At 61.9% G+C, this 19,176-nt stretch carries 21 protein-coding genes; 14 read left to right on the top strand and 7 right to left on the bottom strand.

What is annotated here, in order from left to right; translation table 11 throughout:
- Nucleotides 1-4: 4 nt before the first annotated feature.
- A complete protein-coding gene (locus ATY80_RS15585; protein ID WP_088693285.1) occupies nt 5-1,069 on the top strand; it encodes an alpha/beta hydrolase in 1,065 nt (354 codons plus the stop codon).
- A 97-nt stretch (nt 1,070-1,166) separates the two neighbouring features.
- Nucleotides 1,167-2,909: a gamma-glutamyltransferase gene (gene ggt / locus ATY80_RS15590; RefSeq protein WP_088693286.1), complete on the top strand. Its 1,743-nt coding sequence runs from the start codon at nt 1,167-1,169 to the stop codon at nt 2,907-2,909.
- On the opposite strand, the gene ATY80_RS15595 is transcribed toward ggt, so the two are convergent.
- Nucleotides 2,910-3,617 carry a hypothetical protein gene (locus ATY80_RS15595; RefSeq protein WP_088693287.1) on the bottom strand — a complete coding sequence of 236 codons (708 nt, stop codon included), beginning with the start codon at nt 3,615-3,617 and terminating at the stop codon, nt 2,910-2,912.
- A 160-nt stretch (nt 3,618-3,777) separates the two neighbouring features.
- Here ATY80_RS15595 and ATY80_RS15600 point away from each other — a divergent pair, with 160 nt between their 5' ends.
- Together ATY80_RS15600 and ATY80_RS15605 are read left to right on the top strand one after the other, a co-directional pair.
- Nucleotides 3,778-4,839, top strand: a complete 1,062-nt coding sequence (locus ATY80_RS15600) for an AraC family transcriptional regulator (RefSeq protein WP_088693288.1) — start codon at nt 3,778-3,780, stop codon at nt 4,837-4,839.
- A gap of 70 nt (nt 4,840-4,909) precedes the next feature.
- Nucleotides 4,910-5,884 (top strand): threonine/serine dehydratase, encoded by a 975-nt coding sequence (locus ATY80_RS15605; RefSeq protein WP_088693289.1) that lies wholly within the window; start codon nt 4,910-4,912, stop codon nt 5,882-5,884.
- Nucleotides 5,885-5,912: 28 nt separating this feature from the next.
- Here ATY80_RS15605 and ATY80_RS15610 read toward each other — a convergent pair whose 3' ends face one another.
- Nucleotides 5,913-6,710, bottom strand: a complete 798-nt coding sequence (locus ATY80_RS15610; RefSeq protein WP_088693290.1) for an SDR family oxidoreductase — start codon at nt 6,708-6,710, stop codon at nt 5,913-5,915.
- Between the two features lie 119 nt (nt 6,711-6,829).
- On the opposite strand from ATY80_RS15610, the gene ATY80_RS15615 reads away from it, so the two are divergent.
- The gene (locus ATY80_RS15615) at nt 6,830-7,774 is read left to right on the top strand and encodes a GlxA family transcriptional regulator (RefSeq protein ID WP_088693291.1); all 945 of its coding nucleotides are present in this window, start codon (nt 6,830-6,832) and stop codon (nt 7,772-7,774) included.
- On the opposite strand, the gene ATY80_RS15620 is transcribed toward ATY80_RS15615, so the two are convergent.
- Complete coding sequence (locus ATY80_RS15620) at nt 7,765-8,691, bottom strand: LysR substrate-binding domain-containing protein (protein WP_088693328.1); 927 nt, start codon at nt 8,689-8,691, stop codon at nt 7,765-7,767. The two genes, ATY80_RS15615 and ATY80_RS15620, sit on opposite strands and share 10 nt — an antisense overlap.
- A gap of 108 nt (nt 8,692-8,799) precedes the next feature.
- Between ATY80_RS15620 and ATY80_RS15625 the strand changes: the two genes are divergently transcribed.
- Genes ATY80_RS15625 through ATY80_RS15635 form a run of 3 tightly spaced genes read left to right on the top strand, consistent with a single transcriptional unit; the run spans nt 8,800 to nt 10,165 of the window.
- The gene (locus ATY80_RS15625; RefSeq protein WP_088693292.1) at nt 8,800-9,219 is read left to right on the top strand and encodes a tautomerase family protein; all 420 of its coding nucleotides are present in this window, start codon (nt 8,800-8,802) and stop codon (nt 9,217-9,219) included.
- Nucleotides 9,216-9,617 (top strand): cupin domain-containing protein, encoded by a 402-nt coding sequence (locus ATY80_RS15630; RefSeq protein WP_088693293.1) that lies wholly within the window; start codon nt 9,216-9,218, stop codon nt 9,615-9,617. The genes ATY80_RS15625 and ATY80_RS15630 overlap by 4 nt, the downstream gene beginning before the upstream one ends.
- Entirely contained in the window at nt 9,614-10,165 is a 552-nt protein-coding gene (locus ATY80_RS15635) for a DUF4865 family protein (RefSeq protein ID WP_088693294.1), read from the top strand. The genes ATY80_RS15630 and ATY80_RS15635 overlap by 4 nt, the downstream gene beginning before the upstream one ends.
- A 4-nt stretch (nt 10,166-10,169) precedes the next feature.
- Here ATY80_RS15635 and ATY80_RS15640 read toward each other — a convergent pair whose 3' ends face one another.
- From ATY80_RS15640 to ATY80_RS15650, 3 genes are all read right to left on the bottom strand, one after another.
- Complete coding sequence (locus tag ATY80_RS15640) at nt 10,170-10,805, bottom strand: LysE family translocator (RefSeq protein ID WP_088693329.1); 636 nt, start codon at nt 10,803-10,805, stop codon at nt 10,170-10,172.
- Between the two features lie 131 nt (nt 10,806-10,936).
- Nucleotides 10,937-12,376, bottom strand: coding sequence for a pyruvate kinase (gene pyk, locus ATY80_RS15645; protein WP_088693295.1), 1,440 nt, complete (start codon nt 12,374-12,376; stop codon nt 10,937-10,939).
- The gene (locus tag ATY80_RS15650) at nt 12,376-12,861 is read right to left on the bottom strand and encodes a DUF1036 domain-containing protein (protein ID WP_007802470.1); all 486 of its coding nucleotides are present in this window, start codon (nt 12,859-12,861) and stop codon (nt 12,376-12,378) included. Before ATY80_RS15650 ends, pyk begins: the two co-directional genes overlap by 1 nt.
- A gap of 198 nt (nt 12,862-13,059) precedes the next feature.
- On the opposite strand from ATY80_RS15650, the gene ATY80_RS15655 reads away from it, so the two are divergent.
- From ATY80_RS15655 to ATY80_RS15665, 3 genes are all read left to right on the top strand, one after another.
- On the top strand, nt 13,060-13,851 hold the full coding sequence (locus tag ATY80_RS15655) for an N-formylglutamate amidohydrolase (protein ID WP_088693296.1): 792 nt from the start codon (nt 13,060-13,062) through the stop codon (nt 13,849-13,851).
- 11 nt (nt 13,852-13,862) lie between these two features.
- Nucleotides 13,863-14,168 carry a DUF1244 domain-containing protein gene (locus ATY80_RS15660; protein WP_088693297.1) on the top strand — a complete coding sequence of 102 codons (306 nt, stop codon included), beginning with the start codon at nt 13,863-13,865 and terminating at the stop codon, nt 14,166-14,168.
- A gap of 91 nt (nt 14,169-14,259) precedes the next feature.
- Nucleotides 14,260-14,523, top strand: coding sequence for a DUF2312 domain-containing protein (locus ATY80_RS15665; RefSeq protein WP_007527482.1), 264 nt, complete (start codon nt 14,260-14,262; stop codon nt 14,521-14,523).
- A gap of 78 nt (nt 14,524-14,601) precedes the next feature.
- On the opposite strand, the gene ATY80_RS15670 is transcribed toward ATY80_RS15665, so the two are convergent.
- A complete protein-coding gene (locus ATY80_RS15670; protein WP_088693298.1) occupies nt 14,602-15,360 on the bottom strand; it encodes an alpha/beta hydrolase in 759 nt (252 codons plus the stop codon).
- Nucleotides 15,361-15,756: 396 nt separating this feature from the next.
- Between ATY80_RS15670 and ATY80_RS15675 the strand changes: the two genes are divergently transcribed.
- From ATY80_RS15675 to ATY80_RS15685, 3 genes are all read left to right on the top strand, one after another.
- Nucleotides 15,757-16,374, top strand: coding sequence for an ANTAR domain-containing response regulator (locus ATY80_RS15675; RefSeq protein ID WP_088693299.1), 618 nt, complete (start codon nt 15,757-15,759; stop codon nt 16,372-16,374).
- A complete protein-coding gene (locus ATY80_RS15680) occupies nt 16,371-17,582 on the top strand; it encodes a CmpA/NrtA family ABC transporter substrate-binding protein (RefSeq protein ID WP_088693300.1) in 1,212 nt (403 codons plus the stop codon). Before ATY80_RS15675 ends, ATY80_RS15680 begins: the two co-directional genes overlap by 4 nt.
- A 318-nt stretch (nt 17,583-17,900) precedes the next feature.
- Nucleotides 17,901-19,163: a nitrate/nitrite transporter gene (locus ATY80_RS15685; protein WP_088693301.1), complete on the top strand. Its 1,263-nt coding sequence runs from the start codon at nt 17,901-17,903 to the stop codon at nt 19,161-19,163.
- The last annotated feature ends 13 nt before the right edge of the window (nt 19,164-19,176 follow it).

A 19,176-nucleotide genomic window follows, 5' to 3' on the forward strand; every position in this document is an offset into this window, starting at 1 on the left:
AGCCATGCTTGCCGTAGCCTCCGCTCTCCTTGCCCCCATCGCCGCCGCGATCGGCTACTCCTCCTACAAGGGACGTCGATTCGAGGCGACATGCCCGAACATCGGTGAGTTGACGGATATCGGCGGCTATCGGCTGAACGCCCTTCACATCGCGTGTCCAGAGACCGCCGATCTGCCGCCTCTGGTCTTCATCCATGGTGCAAGCGGCAACCTGCTTGATCAGGTCGGCGCCTTCCTGCAGCCGCTGCAAGGCCGTGCCGAGATGCTCTTCGTCGACCGCCCTGGCCACGGCTATTCGGAGCGTGGCGGTCCGGAGAATGCCCTGCCTTCGGGACAGGCGGATGCGATCGCAAAACTGATGGAAAAGCGTGGCATCAAACGAGCCATTATCGTCGGACATTCCTTCGGCGGCGCGATCGCAGCCGCCTTCGGCGTGCGCCACCCTGATAAGACTGAAGGCCTGCTCTTTCTCGCTCCCGCGACGCACCCCTGGCCAGGCGGCATTGACTGGTATTATCACCTCGCTGCGATGCCAGTCCTTGGCTGGCTGTTCAATCACGCGGTCGTCGTGCCACTCGGCCTGCGACGCTTGGAGCAGGCGACATTGAATGTTTTCCGGCCGAATCCGCGCCCGGATGATTACATCGCGAAGACGGGCCCCACCCTGGTGCTGCGCCCGCGTGCCTTCTACAACAACGCCGTCGATTGCACGCGCCTACTGGCCTACCTCAAGGCCCATTCTCCGCAATATTCCAGGATTACAGCACCGACCATCATCATTACCGGTGACAGCGACAGCATCGTTTGGGAACACATCCATTCACAGGGATTGGCCCGCGATATCGTCGGTTCCGAACTGGTGAAAATCCGCGGCCTGGGCCACAAGCCGGACTATGTGGCCACCGATGTCGCCATTGCCGCCATGGAGAAGGTCGGTGGCGCTGCCCGCGATCTTCAGGCCGCCAGGCACCAGGCCGAACGCCGCCTGATGCACGAACAACCCACTCAACCGATAGACATTGCAGCGTCCTTCGGAGACCTGGCGCCTCCGATTGTAACGGGAAACTAACCTTTCAGCGACCAAACGGGCTGTAGCGGACGACCGTGCATTGTCTGGAGCTCACTGCGTCCCATATCCATCGGACCGTCATGCTTTGAGGGAAGTCATGGATCACCCCCACATCAGAATATTTGCGGTTGCCGCAGCGCTGTCGCTCTCGCTTGCGCCGCATGCGTTCGCCGCCTCGCCCACGCCGGTTGAAGCCGAGCACGGCATGGTCGTGACAGCCCAGCATCTGGCGACCGATGTCGGCGTCGAGGTACTGAAGAAAGGCGGCAATGCCGTCGATGCAGCGGTCGCGGTTGGCTACGCGCTCGCCGTCGTCTATCCGACGGCCGGTAACATCGGTGGTGGCGGCTTCATGACCATCCGCTTGAAGGACGGCAGGACGACATTTCTCGATTTCCGCGAGCGTGCGCCGCTCGCTGCCACGAAAACCATGTATCTCGACGCCAAGGGCGACATCGTCCCTCGCGCCAGCCTCGACGGCTATCTCGCCGTCGGTGTGCCCGGATCCGTGATGGGCTTCGAGATGGCGCGCGAGAAATACGGCACGAAGTCGCGGCAGGACCTGCTGGCTCCGGCCATCCGCTATGCCACGGAAGGCTTCACGCTGGAACAGGGCGATGTCGCCAGCATCGGCGGCAGCGCCAAGCGACTCGCCAAGGACGAGGCGGCGGCAAAGATCTTTCTAAAGGCGGAGGGCAAGCCTTTCGCAGTGGGCGAGAAGCTCGCACAACCCGACCTTGCTGGCGTTCTTTCCAGTATCGCCGACAAGGGACCCGACGCATTCTACAAGGGCATACCGGCCGACGCGATCGTCAAGGCAAGTCAGGCAAAGGGCGGCATCCTCGCCAAGGAAGATTTCGAACAATACGCGGTACGTGAACTGAAGCCGATCGAATGCAGCTACCGCGGCTACGACATCATCTCCTCGCCTCCCCCCTCCTCGGGCGGCGTCATCATCTGCGAAATCCTCAACGTGCTGGAAGACTATCCGCTGTCCTTCCTCGGTTACGGCTCAGCAGAGACCGTGCACCTGATGGTCGAGGCGATGCGTTACGCCTACGTCGACCGCAACGCCGCCCTCGGCGACCCTGACTTCGTCGACAATCCCGTTTCGACTTTGCTCGACAAGGGCTACGCCAAGGGAATCCGCGCCAAGATCGATCCCTACAAATCAGGCACCTCAGCCAATCTGAAGCCCCTCGGCGCCAAGGAAAGTGTCGAAACCACGCATTACTCGATCATCGACGACGACGGAAATGCCGTCGCCGTCACCTACACGCTGAACGGCAGCTTCGGCGCCGGCGTCGTCGCCCCCGGCACGGGGATCCTGCTCAACAACGAGATGGACGACTTCACCTCGAAGCCCGGCGTTCCGAACCTTTATGGCCTCGTGCAGGGCGAGGCCAATGCGATCGCGCCGAAGAAGACGCCGCTCTCCTCGATGAGCCCGACGATCGTCACCAAGGACGGCAAGCCGTTCATGGTCATTGGCAGTCCCGGCGGCTCACGCATCATCACCATCACCCTTGAGGCGATCCTCAACGTCATCGATTTCGGCATGGACATTAGCCAAGCGGTCAATGCGCCGCGCATTCACCACCAATGGCAGCCGGACAAGATCTATTTCGAACCCTATACGTTGTCGCCCGATACCATCCGAGCATTGATCGGCATGGGCCATGCGCTCGACGATGGCAGCAGCGGCCCGCCGCAATGGGGACAGGCCGCTGGTATTCTTGTTGGCGGGAAGAGCCTCGCCGATATCCAGAAGGGCGGCGGCGCGCGCTACTACGGCGCGATGGACAGCCGCTCCACCGAGGGATCCGCCGGCGGCTACTGATCAGCGAATACGGGCGTGGACATAATCGCCCTTGATGCTCACGCGCGGCCGGGCGCCGGGTACGCTCGGTTCCAGGCTGTCGACATAGGATGCCTTGGCGATCACCGAATAGTCCAGCGGCACACCGCTTCCGAAGGTGAGATCCGCCTGCAGCGACTGCGCGGTGATGCTGAGTGTCTCATCCTGCCGGATGGTGTCGTAGCGCAGATGCGCGCGCACCGCCGTGCCAAGGATATCGACCCCGGCGGCGTGGCCGTCAAAGGTGATATCGGCCGCCTTGCTGGCGATCGCAACATTGGCGAAGTCTCCATCCAGTTCCGCCTTCAGCGCCTGCTGGTCGATGCGCACGGTGGTATCAGGCGCGACGTTCGCCGAAATCTCCGCCGTACAATCGGAAAGATCCGACCACGCCGTCTGCATCACCTCGATCTTCAGGACCGTTCCCTCGATGCGCATCGCGCTTCGATCGCGGCAGCCATTGAAGAACCAACTCGAATAGAAGCTTGAGAACCAGCCGTGGCGCCGCGCGCTGGTATTCGCTCTGTAGGGTCCTGCGTCATCAGCGGTTAGCCTGACCTCACTTGCCTCGCCGCTGATGACAACGGATCGGACCGCTGAAATATCGAGTGTCTCTCCCACCATGCGCGGTTCGGCGAACGCGGAGGCGAGCGCCAGAATGAATGCGGGGATGAAGAGGATCAATGTCATCGGTTTCTCCTTGGACGCGCCTGCCGGCAGCTGGCGATTGCGTGCAAGGTGAAGACCGGGAACCGATCTTGAGACCTCGATCGTGATCCGGGTCGCCCGCGATTGCGATCAAGGCCATAGTCATGCAGTTATTGAACGCGTCTCACCGAGCCCAACCATCATGATCTTCGTTCCGCTTCCTTTCGTCGTTGCTCTCCTTCTCGTCATCCTGCTCGTGCGGATGGTCAGGCAGAACGATTGGGCAGAACAGGAAAAGCGTCCATTCCTCCTCCTGATCGGCGCCTACACATTGCAGTCGATCATCATCGGGATCCGCTGGGGCTATGACGTGATCGACATCCTGCCGGTCCAGCCCGTCGTCGCCTGCATGATCGCGGCGCTCGCCTGGATCAGCTTTCGCAACCTCGCCGCGGAACGCCAGACATCGCTCCTGCACTTCTGGCCGCATATCCTGCCAAGCGTCGTGATCGTCGCGCTTCTGGTCTTCTGGCGCGACCCGGTTGGTCCGTTCGTGACCGCGACCTTCCTCGCCTATGGCGCGGCTCTGCTCTGGCTCGCTCGCAACGGGCCGGATGCACTCGTCTCCTCGCGTCTCGATGGCGCGCTTCTGTCCTGTCGCTCCCTCGTTATCACCGGACTGGCGCTGATCGCCTCGTCGGCGGCCGATATCGCGATCAGCCTCGACCTCGAACAGAGCGGTGGCATCCATGCCGGGGCAATCGTCGCCGTCGGCAATGTCATTACGCTTCTGATCCTCGGCACGGCAGCGTCGATTGCGAGCGGCAGCCAGTCGCTCGCAGCACAGCCATCGGAAGTCACCACGCCACCCCCTCCGAGCCACGAAGACGATGCCATCGCTCGTGCGTTGGAAAGCCTAATGCAGTCACGACAACTCTACCGTGATCCGGACCTCAATCTCGGCCGAATTGCCCGCAAGATGAACCTGCCGGCCCGGCGCGTCTCGATGGCGGTCAACCGTGTCCACGGCGTCAGCGTCTCGCAATATGTGAACGACTTTCGTATCCGAGCCGCCTGCGAGGCGCTGGTGACAACGGAAGAGCCCATCACACGGCTGATGTTCGATTGCGGCTTCATCAGCAAATCGAACTTCAATCGCGAGTTCCTGCGCGTTGCAGGCACCAACCCGACTGAGTTTCGGCGGCGCAGTCGTCACAAACCCGAGGCCGGTGATATGCGGCCAACGCTTTTCGTGTCACGGTGACAAAGTCGTCGTTCACAAGCATCACGTGTGGCCCTATGCAGGGGGTGTACCATCATTCGAAAGAGTCTCCATGGCCAGCATTGAAATGATCGTTGCCGCCCGCGCCCGCCTGCGCGGACATGCGCGCCGCACGCCGCTTCTTTCCTCTCCGTTCATCGACGAAATTGCCGGCCGACGGGTATTCGTGAAGGCCGAGTGCCTGCAGCACACCGGCTCCTTCAAATTCCGTGGCGGCTGGTCTGCCGTTTCCGCGCTTGATCCCACTGTTCGCAGCCGCGGCGTCATTGCTTTCTCGTCAGGCAATCACGCTCAAGGCGTGGCGCTTGCCGCAAAGCTGCATGGCGTACCTTCCGTCATCATCATGCCGTCGGACGCGCCGAAGCTGAAGATCGCCAATACGCGGGCGCTCGGCGCGGAAGTCGTGCTCTACGACCGTGCCACGCAGGACCGCGATGCCATCGGCGCCGAGCTTTCGTCGGCCCGTGGGCTGACCCTGATCAAGCCTTTCGACGAGCCGCAGGTGATCGCCGGCCAGGGCACGACGGGTCTCGAGATTGCTGAGCAGGCAGAAGAGGAAGGCGTCAAGTCAGCAGAGGTGCTGGTGCCCTGCGGCGGCGGCGGCCTGTCATCGGGGATTGCGCTTGCCCTCGAAGCCAGCGCGCCGGCATTCCGCGTGCGCCCCTGCGAGCCGGATGGATTCGACGATTTCACGCGGTCGCTGGCATCCGGCAAGATCGAGCGCAACGCGACGATGACCGGCTCCATCTGCGATGCCATCATCACGCCGCAGCCCGGCAACATCACCTTCCCGATCCTGCAGCGTCTCTCGGGCGCCGGCATTGTCGTGACGGACGAAGAGGCGCTTCGCGCGATGGCGCTCGCCTTTGTCCGGCTGAAGATTGTCGTCGAACCCGGCGGCGCGGTGGCACTGGCCGCAGCGCTCTTCCATGGCGATGAGCTGGAAGACGACAACGTCGTCGTCGTTACCTCGGGAGGCAACGTCGACGCCGATATTTTCGCCGAGGCACTGGCCCGGCACGGATAGAGGCAGGCCAGGGCTGCCTCACCCTCACTTAGGCGGCTTTGTAGCGCGCCGCTGATGCCGAGCGCGACAGGTTCGGCGTCAGCGCCTGGCGAGCATCCTCGTAGGCCTTGAGCAATCCGGCATCCTCGAGAGCCGGGATCGTTGCGAATTCGCCCTGGTCAAAGCCGGCAAGGGCGGCGTCCACCATGTCTTCCGCCTGCATGACGATTTCGGTCGGCAGATGCTCGACCGGCGTGCCGGCTATGCTCCAGAATTCGGTCGCGGTCGCTCCCGGCAGCACCGCCTGGATGCGGATGTTCTTGTCCGCCAGTTCGTGCTTCAGCGATTGGCTGAACGCAAGAACGAAAGCCTTGCTCGCCCCATAGACGCCGTTCAGCACCTCGGGCGCGATCGCCACGATCGACGCGATGTTGATGATCGCGCCGCCACCACGGGCAACAAAGCCGGGCACGGCGGCATAGGTCAGCCGCATTAACGCCGTCACGTTGAGATCGACTATCGCCTGCATCTTGTCGACATCGGAGGCAAGCAGCGGCGCGGTGCCGCCGACGCCCGCATTGTTGACCAGAAGCGTGATGCTGCGATCGCTCTTCAGCGCCGTCTCGACGCGCGCCAGATCGGCCCTCTTGCCGAGATCGGCCGGAATGGTTTCAATCGTCCTGCCCGTTTCCCGGGTCAGCTTGGACGCAAGCTCCGAAAGCCGCTTTGCATTGCGGGCGACCAGAATGAGATCATAGCCGCGCTTTGCGAGCCGGTGAGCATAGATGGCACCGATCCCCGACGACGCGCCGGTAACGAGTGCGGTTCCTTTGTGCTGTTCGGTCATTGTCGTTCTCCGTGTTGGGCAACAGCGCCTGCTGTCGGCTTGCTGAGAGTCTTACGCCCGATTGCAAATGTCTTGAATGTCATATAAACCACCTTTTAGGACAAACGGAGTTCTGTGCCATGCAGCGCATAGCCGTCCTGCTCTTTCCCGGCTTTCAGATGATGAGCCTCGCCGCCATCTCCGCCTTCGAGTTCACCAATCTCGAACTCGGCGAGCAGGTCTACGACATCGCCTATCTCTCCGAGACCGGCGGACCAGTGCGAGGTTCCTTCGGCGTCACGATGGAGACGACGCGGTTCGACGAGCCCGCTTTCGATACGCTGCTGGTGTCGGGCGCCGTCGGCATCAAGCTGCCGACCCCAGGAGAAGGCGAATTCATCCGCAACGCGCTTGCCGCCTCCCGCCGCGTCGCATCCATCTGCACCGGCGCCTTTCTGCTTGCCGACGCGGGTGTCCTCGACGGCCGTCGCGCCACGACACATTGGCTCCTCGCCCGCGAGCTGCAATCGCGCTATCCCAGGGTCAGGATCGAGGAGGATCGCATCTTCATCATAGACGGATCCGTCTGGAGCTCGGCGGGGATGACGGCCGGGGTCGATCTGGCGCTTGCCATGGTCGAGAAGGATCACGGCGCCGATATCGCCCGCGCCGTCGCCCGCAAGCTTGTCGTCTATCATCGCCGCGCCGGCGGCCAGTCGCAGTTCTCCGCCCTGCTGGAGCTGGAGCCGAAATCGGACCGCATTCAGAAGGCTTTGGCGCATGCGCGCGGCAACCTGAAGAACACGTTGTCCGTCGAAGAGCTGGCAGAGGCAGCCGCGCTCAGCCCCCGCCAGTTCAGCCGGACGTTTCGCGCCGAGACTGGGCAATCACCGGCCAAGGCAGTGGAGAATCTGCGCCTCGAGGCGGCTCGCCTGATGATGGAACAGGGCCGGCATCCGATCGACGTCGTTGCCGCCGAAACAGGCTTCGCCGATCGCGAGAGGATGCGCCGCGCCTTCCTTCGTGCCTTCGGCCAGCCGCCGCAGGCGATCCGCCGAAACGCCCAGCGCGAATATCAGGCATAGGCTTTCGCAACCGGCTGGACGGCCGATGGTACGGTGTCGGTGATAGCCTCCCGGACCGATTGCAGCATGATGGACGCAAGCAGCGCCGTCGCCGGTCCGGGCTCTGCTTCGGCGCGATGCAGGACGAGGCCGAGCGAGGGAAGGTCAGGCAGGCCGGCGTCGTTCGCGACAAGCGGCTTCACCTTCCGCGGCAGGCCAATCGGTGTGCGGATGCTGATACCGAGGCCGGCAGCCGTCGCCGCCCACAATCCGCCGAGGCTCGGGCTGACGAAGGCAAGCCGCCAGGGAATGCCTGCGGTATCGAGCGCCTGGGTCGCCGCCGTTCGCAACAGGCACGGAGCCTCGAGTGAGGCAAGCGGCACCGGCTCGCTGCCGAGCCGCCAGTCGACCGCCCCTTCCGCCGGCCCGATCCAGCGCATCGGCACTCCGGCGATCTTCTCGCAATGCGGCGTCAGCGTGCCATCGCTCCATGCCAGCGCCAGGTCAAGCTTGCCTGAGGTGACGCGCTCGATCAGCTCGACATTGCGCACCACCCGCGCCTCGATGCGGACCTTCGGATGCGCACGCGCAAAGCGGCCGAGCACGTCGGGCAACAGGGTTTCGCCGAAATCCTCCTGCAATCCGAGCCTGACCCAACCCTCGAGCTCGATGCTCTGCACGGCTGCGGCCGCCTCGTCGTTGAGCTCGAGCAGCCGGCGCGCGTAAGCCAGCATCGTCTCGCCGGCATCGGTGAGCGCAAGACCGCGTCCCGCCTTGCGGAAGATCAGCGTGCCGGCCTGCTCCTCCAGCTTCTTCAACTGAGCGCTGACGGCCGAGGTCGAACGGCCGAGCCGGTCGGCCGCCCGCGCGAAATTGCCGAGCTCCATTCCGGTCGCGAAGGTCCTGAGCACATCGAGATCGAAGATCGTCCGTCGCATCACCATTGTCCTGCTTTTACGGATCATTAGTTCATTTAATTCTGATTTTCTGCATTATCGTGGCGTGCGATGCTCCTCCTGTCAAGAATTCACTCAGAGGAGGCCGTCATGCCTTTTGTTCGTATCTCTCTGCTGCGCGGCAAGTCGCCGGAGTATCTTCGCGCCGTTTCGGACAGCATCCATCGTGCCATGGTCGAGACATTCAATGTGCCGCCTGCCGACCGTTTCCAGGTCATCCACCAGCATGAACCGGGCGAACTGATCTTCGACCCGACCTATCTCGCGGGGCCGCGTTCCGACGACTTCGTGCTTTTCGCCATCACCGCCGGGAAGCCTCGCTCGACCGAAACCCGACAGGCCTTCTTCAAGCGAGCCGCCGAACTTCTCCTGCTATCGCCGGGCATCCGGCCGGAAGACATCATGATCGTCGTCACCACCACGTCACCGGATGAATGGTCGTTCGGCGATGGAAAGGCGCAGATGAGCGAACCCGGCTGGGAAGCCCGCGCCTTCGGGAGCGCCGCATGATAGGCAACCCTGAACGAATGACGGTCCAGCGTCCGGGCAATGCCGTCCGCTCGCCCGTCGATATTGCCACTACGCCCTTCTGGGTCGAGATGCTGCTGGAAGGCGCTGCCGATGGCGAGAACACCGCGATGCGGGCGAGCCTCGATCCCGGTACGATCACGCGCTGGCACACGCATCCGCTCGGGCAATTGCTCTATGTTCTATCGGGCAAGGGTCTGGCGCAACGCGAGGGCGGCGCGGTGGAGGAATTGCGCGCCGGAGATGCCGTCTGGTTCGCCGCCGGCGAAAAACACTGGCATGGCGCGACGGACGACAGCCCCTTCAGCTACATCAGTATCCAGGCAACCGAGACCGGCCGCATCGTCGACTGGCTGGAGCCGGTGGAGATTCTCTCATGATGGCGATGCAGTACAGCTTTACCCTGCCGGCCGATTACGACATGTCGATCATCGACCGGCGGATCCGCGACAAGGGACCGATGCTCGACGGATTTTCCGGTCTCGGCTTCAAGGCCTATCTCAGCGCCCGCAAGGGTGAGTACGGATCCCGCGAAAACCTCTATGCGCCCTTCTATTTCTGGCAGCAGCCGGAGCGTGCCAGCGACTTCCTCACCAGCCCCGGCTTCGAAGGACTGACGCAATCCTTCGGCTGGCCGCAAGTGAAGACCTGGATTGTCTGGCACGCGGAAACCGCGCCTTCGCCAGCAGAAGCGGGCTTCGCCACGGAGGAGACAATCACCATCGAGCCCTACTCCTCGCTTGCAGAGATCAGAGACGAGGAAATCAGACGAGCGCAACGGGAAGCACGACAGGCTGACGTCGTCGCCTCGGTCTCGGCCTTCGAGCCGACGAACTGGACGGCACTACGCTTCAGCCTGCATCGCTCCGCACCGCTAATCGCGGGAGCCGGTCAGATCTATCGTGTCGGGCACGTATCCCTGCCCTAGAGCGTCAGGTCGTTGCCCGTCGGTAGAGCGCAAGCGACCCCGCCAGCGCCAGCATCGCCCCGCCGCAGGCGCGCTCCAGCCAGACCGCGCCCGCCGCCTTCAGCAGGCGGACGGCCTGCGAACCGAAGACCGCATAGCCGAGCATGATCAGAAAATCGAGCGACGCAAAGACCACCGCCAGCACCGCATACTGCGTCGCCTGCGGCAGCGCCGGATTGATGAACTGCGGCAGAAAGGCCGAGAAGAACAGGTAACCCTTGGGGTTGGTGACGGCGACCATGAAACTCTTGAGGCCGATCGAAAATGCGGTTCCGCCGGTCATCTCGTTTTCCGGTTTCAGCGCCGCATTGAAGCCGCCCTTCGTGCGCAGCATCATGATCCCGAGAAAGGCGAGATAGGCAGCGCCCACATATTTCAGCATCGAGAACCAGAATTCCGACGCCGCGAGGAGCGCGCCGAGACCGATCGCCACGGCACCGAGGAGCACGAAGTCGGACAGCACCGCGCCGATCATGCCCGGGATCGCCCGGCGAACGCCGTAGCGCGAGCCGTTGGTCATCGCCAGAAGCACCGTCGGCCCGGGCGTCGCAATCGCGACAAAGGATACGGCCACGAATGCGAGAAGTGTAACAATGTGCATGATGCCCTCCCGAACATGGAAGTCGACCCTTGCATGTGCGCTCGCCAGCCGCAAGACGCCCATGGTTCACGACAGCAAAAAGCCCGCAGCCTGTTAAGGCAGCGGGCTCTGTGAATGGTGGCTAGTGCGCCTCAGACGCCGCTCTGGCCGTCGGAGCCGATATAGGCGATGCGCAGCATGTTGGTGGCACCCGGTGTGCCGAGCGGCACACCGGCCGAGATGATGATGCGGTCGCCAGGCTTGCCGAAGCCTTCGTCGGCAACGATGCGGCAAGCACGGTTGACCATGTCGTCGAGGTCGGTCGCATCATGCGTGACAACGCAGTGCAGGCCCCAGACGATGGCAAGGCGGCGAGCCGTCTGGATGACAGGCGACAGCGCCAGGATCGGCACCTGCGGACGCTCGCGCGAGGCGCGGAGACCGGTCGTGCCCGACGACGTGTAACAGACGATAGCCGAGAGGCGCAGCGTTTCGGCGATCTGGCGAGCAGCAAGCGAGATCGCGTCGGCGCCGGTTGCTTCCGGCTGCGCGCGCTGCGCGTAGATGATGCCAGGATAGTGCGGCTCGCGCTCGATGGCGCTGGCGATGGAAGCCATCGTCGCGACGGCTTCAATCGGGTAGTCGCCGGATGCGGATTCAGCCGACAGCATGACGGCGTCGGCGCCTTCAAAGACAGCGGTTGCGACGTCGGAGACTTCGGCGCGCGTCGGAACCGGCGCGGTGATCATCGATTCCAGCATCTGCGTTGCAACGACAACCGGCTTGCCCGAACGGCGGCAGGCACGGATCAGCTGCTTCTGGATGCCCGGCACGGATTCGAGCGGCATTTCGACGCCGAGGTCACCACGGGCAACCATGAGTGCGTCGGACAGCTCGATGATTTCCTCGATGCGCTCGATCGCCTGCGGCTTCTCGATCTTCGACATGATGCCGACGCGACCGCGCGCGATCTTGCGCACCTCGGCCAGATCTTCCGGGCGCTGCACGAAGGACAGCGCAACCCAGTCAACGTCATCGGTTTCGAGAACCGCTGCAAGGTCGGTGCGGTCCTTGTCGGTCAGAACGCCGACGGTCAGCAGCGTATCGGGAAGGCTGACACCCTTGCGGTCGGAGATCTTTGTGCCCGAAATGACAGTGGTGACGATGCTCTTGCCGTCGCACTTTTCAGCGCGCAGGGCGAGCTTGCCGTCATCGATCAGCAGGCGGTGGCCGGGCTGTACCGATTCCAGGATTTCCGGATGCGGCAGGAATACGCGGGTGGCGTCGCCGGGAACATCCCTGTTGTCGAGCGTAAAGGTGTCGCCCGGCTTCAGATCGACCTTGCCTTCGGCGAACTTGCCGACGCGCAGCTTCGGGCCCTGCAAATCGGCGAGGATGCCGATCGGACGGCCGGAGCGGGCTTCGACGGCGCGGATACGCTTGATCAGCGTGCGCATCACGTCATGGCTGGCATGGCTCATGTTGATGCGGAAGACATCGGCACCTGCCTGGTGCAGCTTCTCGATCATCGATTCCTCGGACGAGGCGGGTCCGAGGGTGGCTAGGATCTTAACTTTGCGGTTGCGCTTCATCAATTCGGGCTTTCTTGGGTGCCGGGAGTGTCGGAAAGTTGAACCATCCAGCTGCCCTGGCGGCCCGTGTCATATTCCTTGAACCCCATCTTTTGATAGCCACGGGCGTAGCAATCATTGACTCCCGTGATCTTGAACTCGTTTTCTGCTACGCACATCTGCACGTCACCCGTCCATCGGCCTCCCCGGGCAGCGTCTTCGGCGTAGAGATAGTAGTATCGGGACTGCAACTCCCCTTCGATCAGCGTCGCGCAGGTCGTCGCCGGCACTTGCCACCAGCCTTCCGTCATCCAGCCATCCTTGGCTCGATATCCGATCGCCACGCCCACCAGATTCTGCGTTCCGTTGCACACACGGAAATCCGCGCGGGCCACATCGGCAATGAAGAACGGCGAGAACGCCGCAAGAACAAAAAGGGCAAAACGGGCAAGCGGCCCGGAACGCGTAAGGAAACTTGGCGCGGTCTGGATCAACACGACTTCCAATTGGCTCCCGGTTATTCGTTGTTTGTGCTTTCTTGCGCTGCCTCCCCGCGAATGTCAACGCAATGCTAATCGATTATATTCTGTATGGCCAACCGCAGTTAGGCCTCACCGGAGCCATTGCTTGCCAAGCGCGCTTGAACCCGCCCGTGGCCCGTGCGATCAGAGGCAGCCCCGTAACTGCGATCGGCCATTTTCCTCATGAGCACTTTCAAATCATTCGAACTACTAGCCGGCAATCATGACAGAGGCATTGTGCTGCTCGGCGATCACGCGATGAACCGGCTGCCGGAGCGCTATCGCAGGCTCGGCTTGCCGGACAGTGCATTCGAGCGCCACATCGCTTATGACATCGGCATCGAGGGACTCGTGAGGAACTTGTCGGCGAGCCTCGGTGTGCCGGCAGTGCTCGGTGGCTTTTCGCGCTTACTGATTGATCCCAATCGTGGTGAGGACGACCCGACACTGATTATGAAGATATCAGACGGCGCGATCGTTCCGGGCAATCATCCGATCACCGCTGAGGAGTGGAATTACCGGATCGAAACGTTCCACCGGCCCTATCACAAGGCCGTCAGCGAAACGATCGACAAGGTAGCGAATAAGACCGGGAACGCGCCGCTCGTTCTCTCGCTTCATTCCTATACGCCGATCTGGAAGCACTTCCGTCGCCCTTGGCACGCCACCGTTCTGTGGGATACCGACCATCGCGCAGTCGCCCCCCTGCTTGATATGCTGCGCAGCGATCCCGATCTCGTGGTGGGTGACAACGAGCCTTATGACGGCGCGCTGAAGGGCGATACAATGTATCGGCATTGCATGCTGACCGGCATTCCGCACGCGCTGCTTGAGGTGCGCCAGGATCTGATCGGCGACGAGCCGGGTATTGCCGCATGGGCAAACCGTCTCGCGCCGATCTTCGAGACCATGAATGCCGATCCGGCACTGCACGAGTATAATGTGCATGTGTCGCGCACCGGTCCGTACGAATAAAGGAGACCGAGATGGCCGCCCTGACAAAACAACAACAGACCGAATTCGAGGCTGCGGCTTTTCGCCGCCTCGTGGAGCATCTGCGTGAACGCAGCGACGTCCAGAACATTGATCTGATGAACCTGGCGGGCTTCTGCCGCAACTGCCTTTCGAATTGGTACCGCGAGGCCGCCGAGGCCGACGGAGTTCCGCTCTCGAAGGACGAATCGCGCGAAATCGTCTACGGCATGCCGTATGACGATTGGAAGAACCTCCACCAGAACGACGCCTCGGCGGAGCAAAAAGCAGCGTTTGAGCTGAACAAGGCGCACAAATAATTCCTGTGCGTCTCGAATCGGCTTGACCCCGGGCACGCTTCGCGGCAGTCAACGCCATCCGAATTTTCCCACCCCTAATCAGGAGAACACGATGTCTGATGCTCATGGCGTCGCCCGCGATCAGCTTCGCGCCTTTGTCGAGCGCATTGAACGCCTGGAAGAAGAAAAGAAGACCATCGCCGACGACATCAAGGACGTCTACGGCGAAGCCAAGGGCATGGGCTTCGACACCAAGATCCTCAAGAAGGTCGTTGCGCTGCGCAAGAAGGACGAGCAGGAGCGCATGGAAGAAGACGCAATCCTCGACACCTATCTGCATGCGCTCGGCATGATCGAAGCGCCGCCGGAAGGCTGATCGTTTCACGTCTTATCTTCAAAGCCGCCGACATTCTCTCGGCGGCTTTTTTTGTATGCTAGCGGGGCGTGGCAGATCTTATCTGCCTGCTTCCTTGGCGGCCTTCTCGATCACGTCGGCAACCTTTTTCGGCTGCGAGGCGAAGACGGCGTGGCTGGACTTGATCTCGGTGACCACGCTTCCGGCGCGCTTTGCCATGGTCCGCTCCAGCTCGGGGTTGATGGAGCGATCCTCGGTCGCCACGATGGACCAGCTCTTTTTCGTCCGCCATGCGGGATCACCGACTTTCGTGCCAAAGACCTCCTTGGCGGCAAAGACCTGTGATTGCGCGACGAAGGCCGCTTCGGCCTTTGGCAGGTCGGCGGCAAAATCGGCATGAAAGACGCTTGGGTCGAGATAGAGATATTTGCCGTCCTTGGTTTCCTTGATGCCTGTTCCAGCCGGTGGCTTTGAGCCCGCAAGAGTGGCCACGTCTTCGCCCTTGTCGGGCTGGAAGGCCGCCACATAGACAAGTCCCTCGACGTGCGGGTTGCGGCCGGCTTCCGTAATGACCATGCCGCCATAGCTATGTCCGACCAGCAAAGTCGGCCCATCTTGCAGGTCCAGCACGCGGTTCGTTGCGGCAATGTCGTCGGCGAGCGAGGTCAGAGGCTCCTGCACGACAGTAACCTGAAAGCCGCGCCGCTCCAGGATTTCGGTAGCCTTGCGCCAGCCGGACCCATCGGCGAAGGCGCCGTGAACGATGACGATGTTCTTGATTTCCGCAGCTTGAGCCGCATAGGCGATGACGCTCGTGGCCAGCGCAAGTGCGAAGGTGGAAACGATACGGCGATTCATGCGGTCACTCCTTTTAATTTATGGCATACCGGGCCCGAAATGATCGAGCGGCGCGGCTGAGGTTGAAAGGCGTGGGCATCTGGTCTGCGCGACGTGTCGCTGATATGTCGGGCTCCATCGTGAAATGTAACGCACTGTAGGACAACTCAACCCGGTGCAGAATTGCGTGGGGACGCTTCGTCAGCCGCTCTCGCAAATGCCCACAGAATAAGCATGAATACAAACTGCTTGATTTTGAGGCGACATTCGCGCATTCAATGGCGCCATGAGGGGCTTCGACCTTGGCCTCAGAGATCATAGAGCAACACAACCACAGCATGGCACCTTTCGCGATACCAAAGCCGACGCTATCTCATTTTGCGCGCATGCCCGACATCACCAACCGGCGGTAGATCCGTGGCCAACCGTTCTTCCAAGCCTGGCGACCTCAATGTCCTCGTCATAGACGAGAACAGCATCCGCGCGTCGATCATCGAGGTTGGCCTGCGTGAGGCGGGCTACGACAACGTCACGATCATCGACGACATGAACGGCCTTGCGAGGCGCATCATGGAGATCAACCCCGATGTCATCGTGATCGACATCGAGAACCCGAACCGCGATATGCTGGAAAGCATCTTCCAGATTTCCCGCGCGGTGAAACGCCCGATTGCAATGTTTGTCGACAAGTCGGACGAAGCTTCGATCGAGGCCGCAGTCGAGGCTGGCGTTTCCGCCTATATCGTCGACGGGCTGAAGCAGGAGCGTGTACGTCCGATCCTCAAGATGGCGATCAGCCGCTTCAATGCCTTCTCGCGCCTGAACCGCGAACTGGAAGAGACGCGCGGCGAACTGGAAAACCGTAAACTGATCGACCGCGCCAAAGGATTGCTGATGCGATCCCGCGGGCTGACGGAAGACGAAGCCTATGCGCTCATGCGTCGAACAGCCATGAACCAGAACAGGAAGATCGTCGAGATCGCCCAAAGCCTGATTACCGCCGCAAGCCTTCTGGATCCAGGAACCGACGCATGACGAGCACACATCAGATCACCGCCGGCTTCCTGCCGCTTCTCGACAGCGCACTTCTGGTCGCCGCCAAGGAAAAGGGCTTTGCGGCAGAACAGGAAATCGAGCTAACGCTCGTGCGCGAACGCTCCTGGGCAACAATACGCGACCGACTTGCTGTCAGCCATGTCGACGTGGCGCATATTCTCGCGCCCATGCCGATCGCCTGCAATCTCGGACTGACCGCACCTGCACCGCGCATGATCGTGCCGATGGCGCTTGGACTTGGCGGCAATGCCGTGACCGTCTCTGCCGACCTCTGGAGCGAGATGGCCGAATGCGGCGCCTCGCCTGATCTCGATGCCCGCGCGAGCGGTCTCGCCTTGCGGCAGATCATTAATCGTCGGAAAGGCGAGCGTCTGCGCTTCAGCGTCGTGCACCCCTATTCTGGTCACAACTACGAACTGCGCTACTGGCTGTCTGCCAGCGGCATAGATCCCGACGAGGATGTGGAGATCGGCATTCTGCCTCCGCCCGATATGGCTGACGCGCTGACTGCAGGCCTTATCGACGGTTACTGCGCCGGCGAGCCGTGGAACACGCTCGGCGTGCTTCACAACCACGCACACCTGGCGACGGTGAAGGCGGCCATCTGGAAATCGAGCCCGGAAAAGGTGCTTGGCGTCAATAGCCGCTGGGCCGACGGTCACCCAGAGGCTTTGGCAGCCCTCCTGCAGGCACTCTACACGGCCTCCCTGTGGTGCGCGGACAACCGCAATCACGAAGAGCTTGCGAACCTGCTGGCGAAGCCCGCCTATGTCGATCGGCCCCCAGAAAGTCTGCTGCCTGCATTGACCGGCCTCCTGCGCATCGGCGGGAGAGAAATGCTGAGCATCAAGGACTTTTTCGTCCCCAACGCCAAGGCGGCGACGTTCCCTTGGAAGAGCCACGCCCTGTGGTTCTATACGCAGATGGTTCGCTGGGGACATATCCGGCACACGGCTGAACACCAGCAGATCGCCAACGACACCTACAGACCCGACATCTACCGAAGCGCATTGAAGGCTCTTGACGTCGCCATGCCGGCCGCAAGCTCCAAGGTGGAAGGCGCACTGAGAGTCGCGACGCCGGTCGGCTCGAGCGGCGCGCTGACACTCGGGCCGGACGGTTTTTTCGACGGCGGTCTGTTCGATCCCGCTGACGTTGATAGCTATATCGCCAGCCAGGCCCGCTAGCGCGTGCTTATTTTATGCGCATTGCACAATTTTTAGAGCGATTACCGCACATGCGTTAGAGCTACAAATGCTCGTCTCGTTTGGTAGATTTGAGCTTAGTCATTTAAAAACAACGCCTTAATAAAACTGGCACGGTCCTTGCTTTGCTATAAGCAGGCCAAGAGGCCAAGAATTCGGTGTCCAACGATGGGCGCTCACAGCAAAGCCGCTGATCAGGATACCCGCGCACCTCCCGTATATGCGCGCCCTGACCAGCGGCTTTTTGTTTTTAACCCCTAGCGATGGATCGGCACGACCTTGTCGGGCCCCGGAGAAGCTATGTCTGTCATCAGGAACACGCAGTCCATGTCCGCCGGCGAACCAGCCAAAGCATTGTGGATGTCCACGATTGCCTTCACCCTCTGTTTCGCCGTCTGGACGATCTTCGCGATCATCGGCATCCGCATCAAACAGGAGCTTGGTCTGAACGAGGCCGAGTTCGGCTTGCTGGTCGGCACGCCAGTCCTGACCGGTTCGCTCGTCCGCATCGTCCTTGGCATCTGGACCAGCCGTTACGGCGGCCGCCTCGTCTACACGCTCACCATGCTGGCCGCCGCCGTGGCGACCTTCCTCCTCTCCTATGCCCATACCTATACGCAGATGCTGATCGCCGGGCTCGGCGTTGGACTCGCCGGCGGCTCCTTCGCGGTCGGCGTCGCCTATGTCTCGCCCTTTTTTCCGGCGCAAAAGCAGGGAACGGCGCTTGGCATCTTCGGCGCCGGCAATGTCGGCGCCGCGGTGACCAAATTCGCAGCACCCTTCGTTCTGATCGCCTGGGGCTGGCAGGCCGTTGCTCAGATCTGGGCCGTCGGCCTGGCGCTGATGGCAATCGTCTTCTGGTTCACCACGACGGATGATCCGGCCTTCCGTCTTCGCCGCGAAGGCAAGCTCGCCTCCAAGAGCCTGGCGCAGGAATTCGCGCCGCTGAAGAACGTCCAGGTCTGGCGCTTCTCCCTCTATTATTTCTTCGCCTTCGGCGGTTTCGTTGCCCTGTCGCTGTGGCTGCCCCGCTATCTGGTCGGCGTCTACGGCTTCAATCTCGAAGTCGCCGGCATGGTCGCTGCCGCCTACTCGATTCCCGGCAGCATCTTCCGTGCCTTCGGCGGCGTCGTTTCCGACAAGAAGGGCGCCCGCAGCGTGATGTATGTGATGTTCGCAGTCGCGGCCGTCGCGACGCTCATCCTGTCGCTCCCGGCTGCCGGGTCCGGCGCCGCAATTGGCATCACGCCTGGCGTCTTCATCGTCGTCATCTTCGCGCTCGGCTTTGTCATGAGCCTCGGTAAGGCGGCCGTCTACAAGCACATCCCTGCCTACTATCCCGAAAGCGTCGGTGCGGTTGGCGGCATCGTCGGCATGATGGGCGGCCTTGGCGGCTTCATCCTGCCGATCGCCTTCGGCCTGCTCAAGGACATGACCGGCCTCTGGTCGAGCTGCTTCATGCTGCTCTTCGCGATTGTCGTCATCTCGCTCATCTGGATGCACCTGTCGGTCAAGCAGCTCGACCGCCAGGGCCTCTCCGCACAAGCCGTCGCTGCGACCTGATCTGAGGACTTGA

The organism is Rhizobium sp. R711 (assembly GCF_002211365.1).
Lineage (GTDB): Bacteria > Pseudomonadota > Alphaproteobacteria > Rhizobiales > Rhizobiaceae > Rhizobium.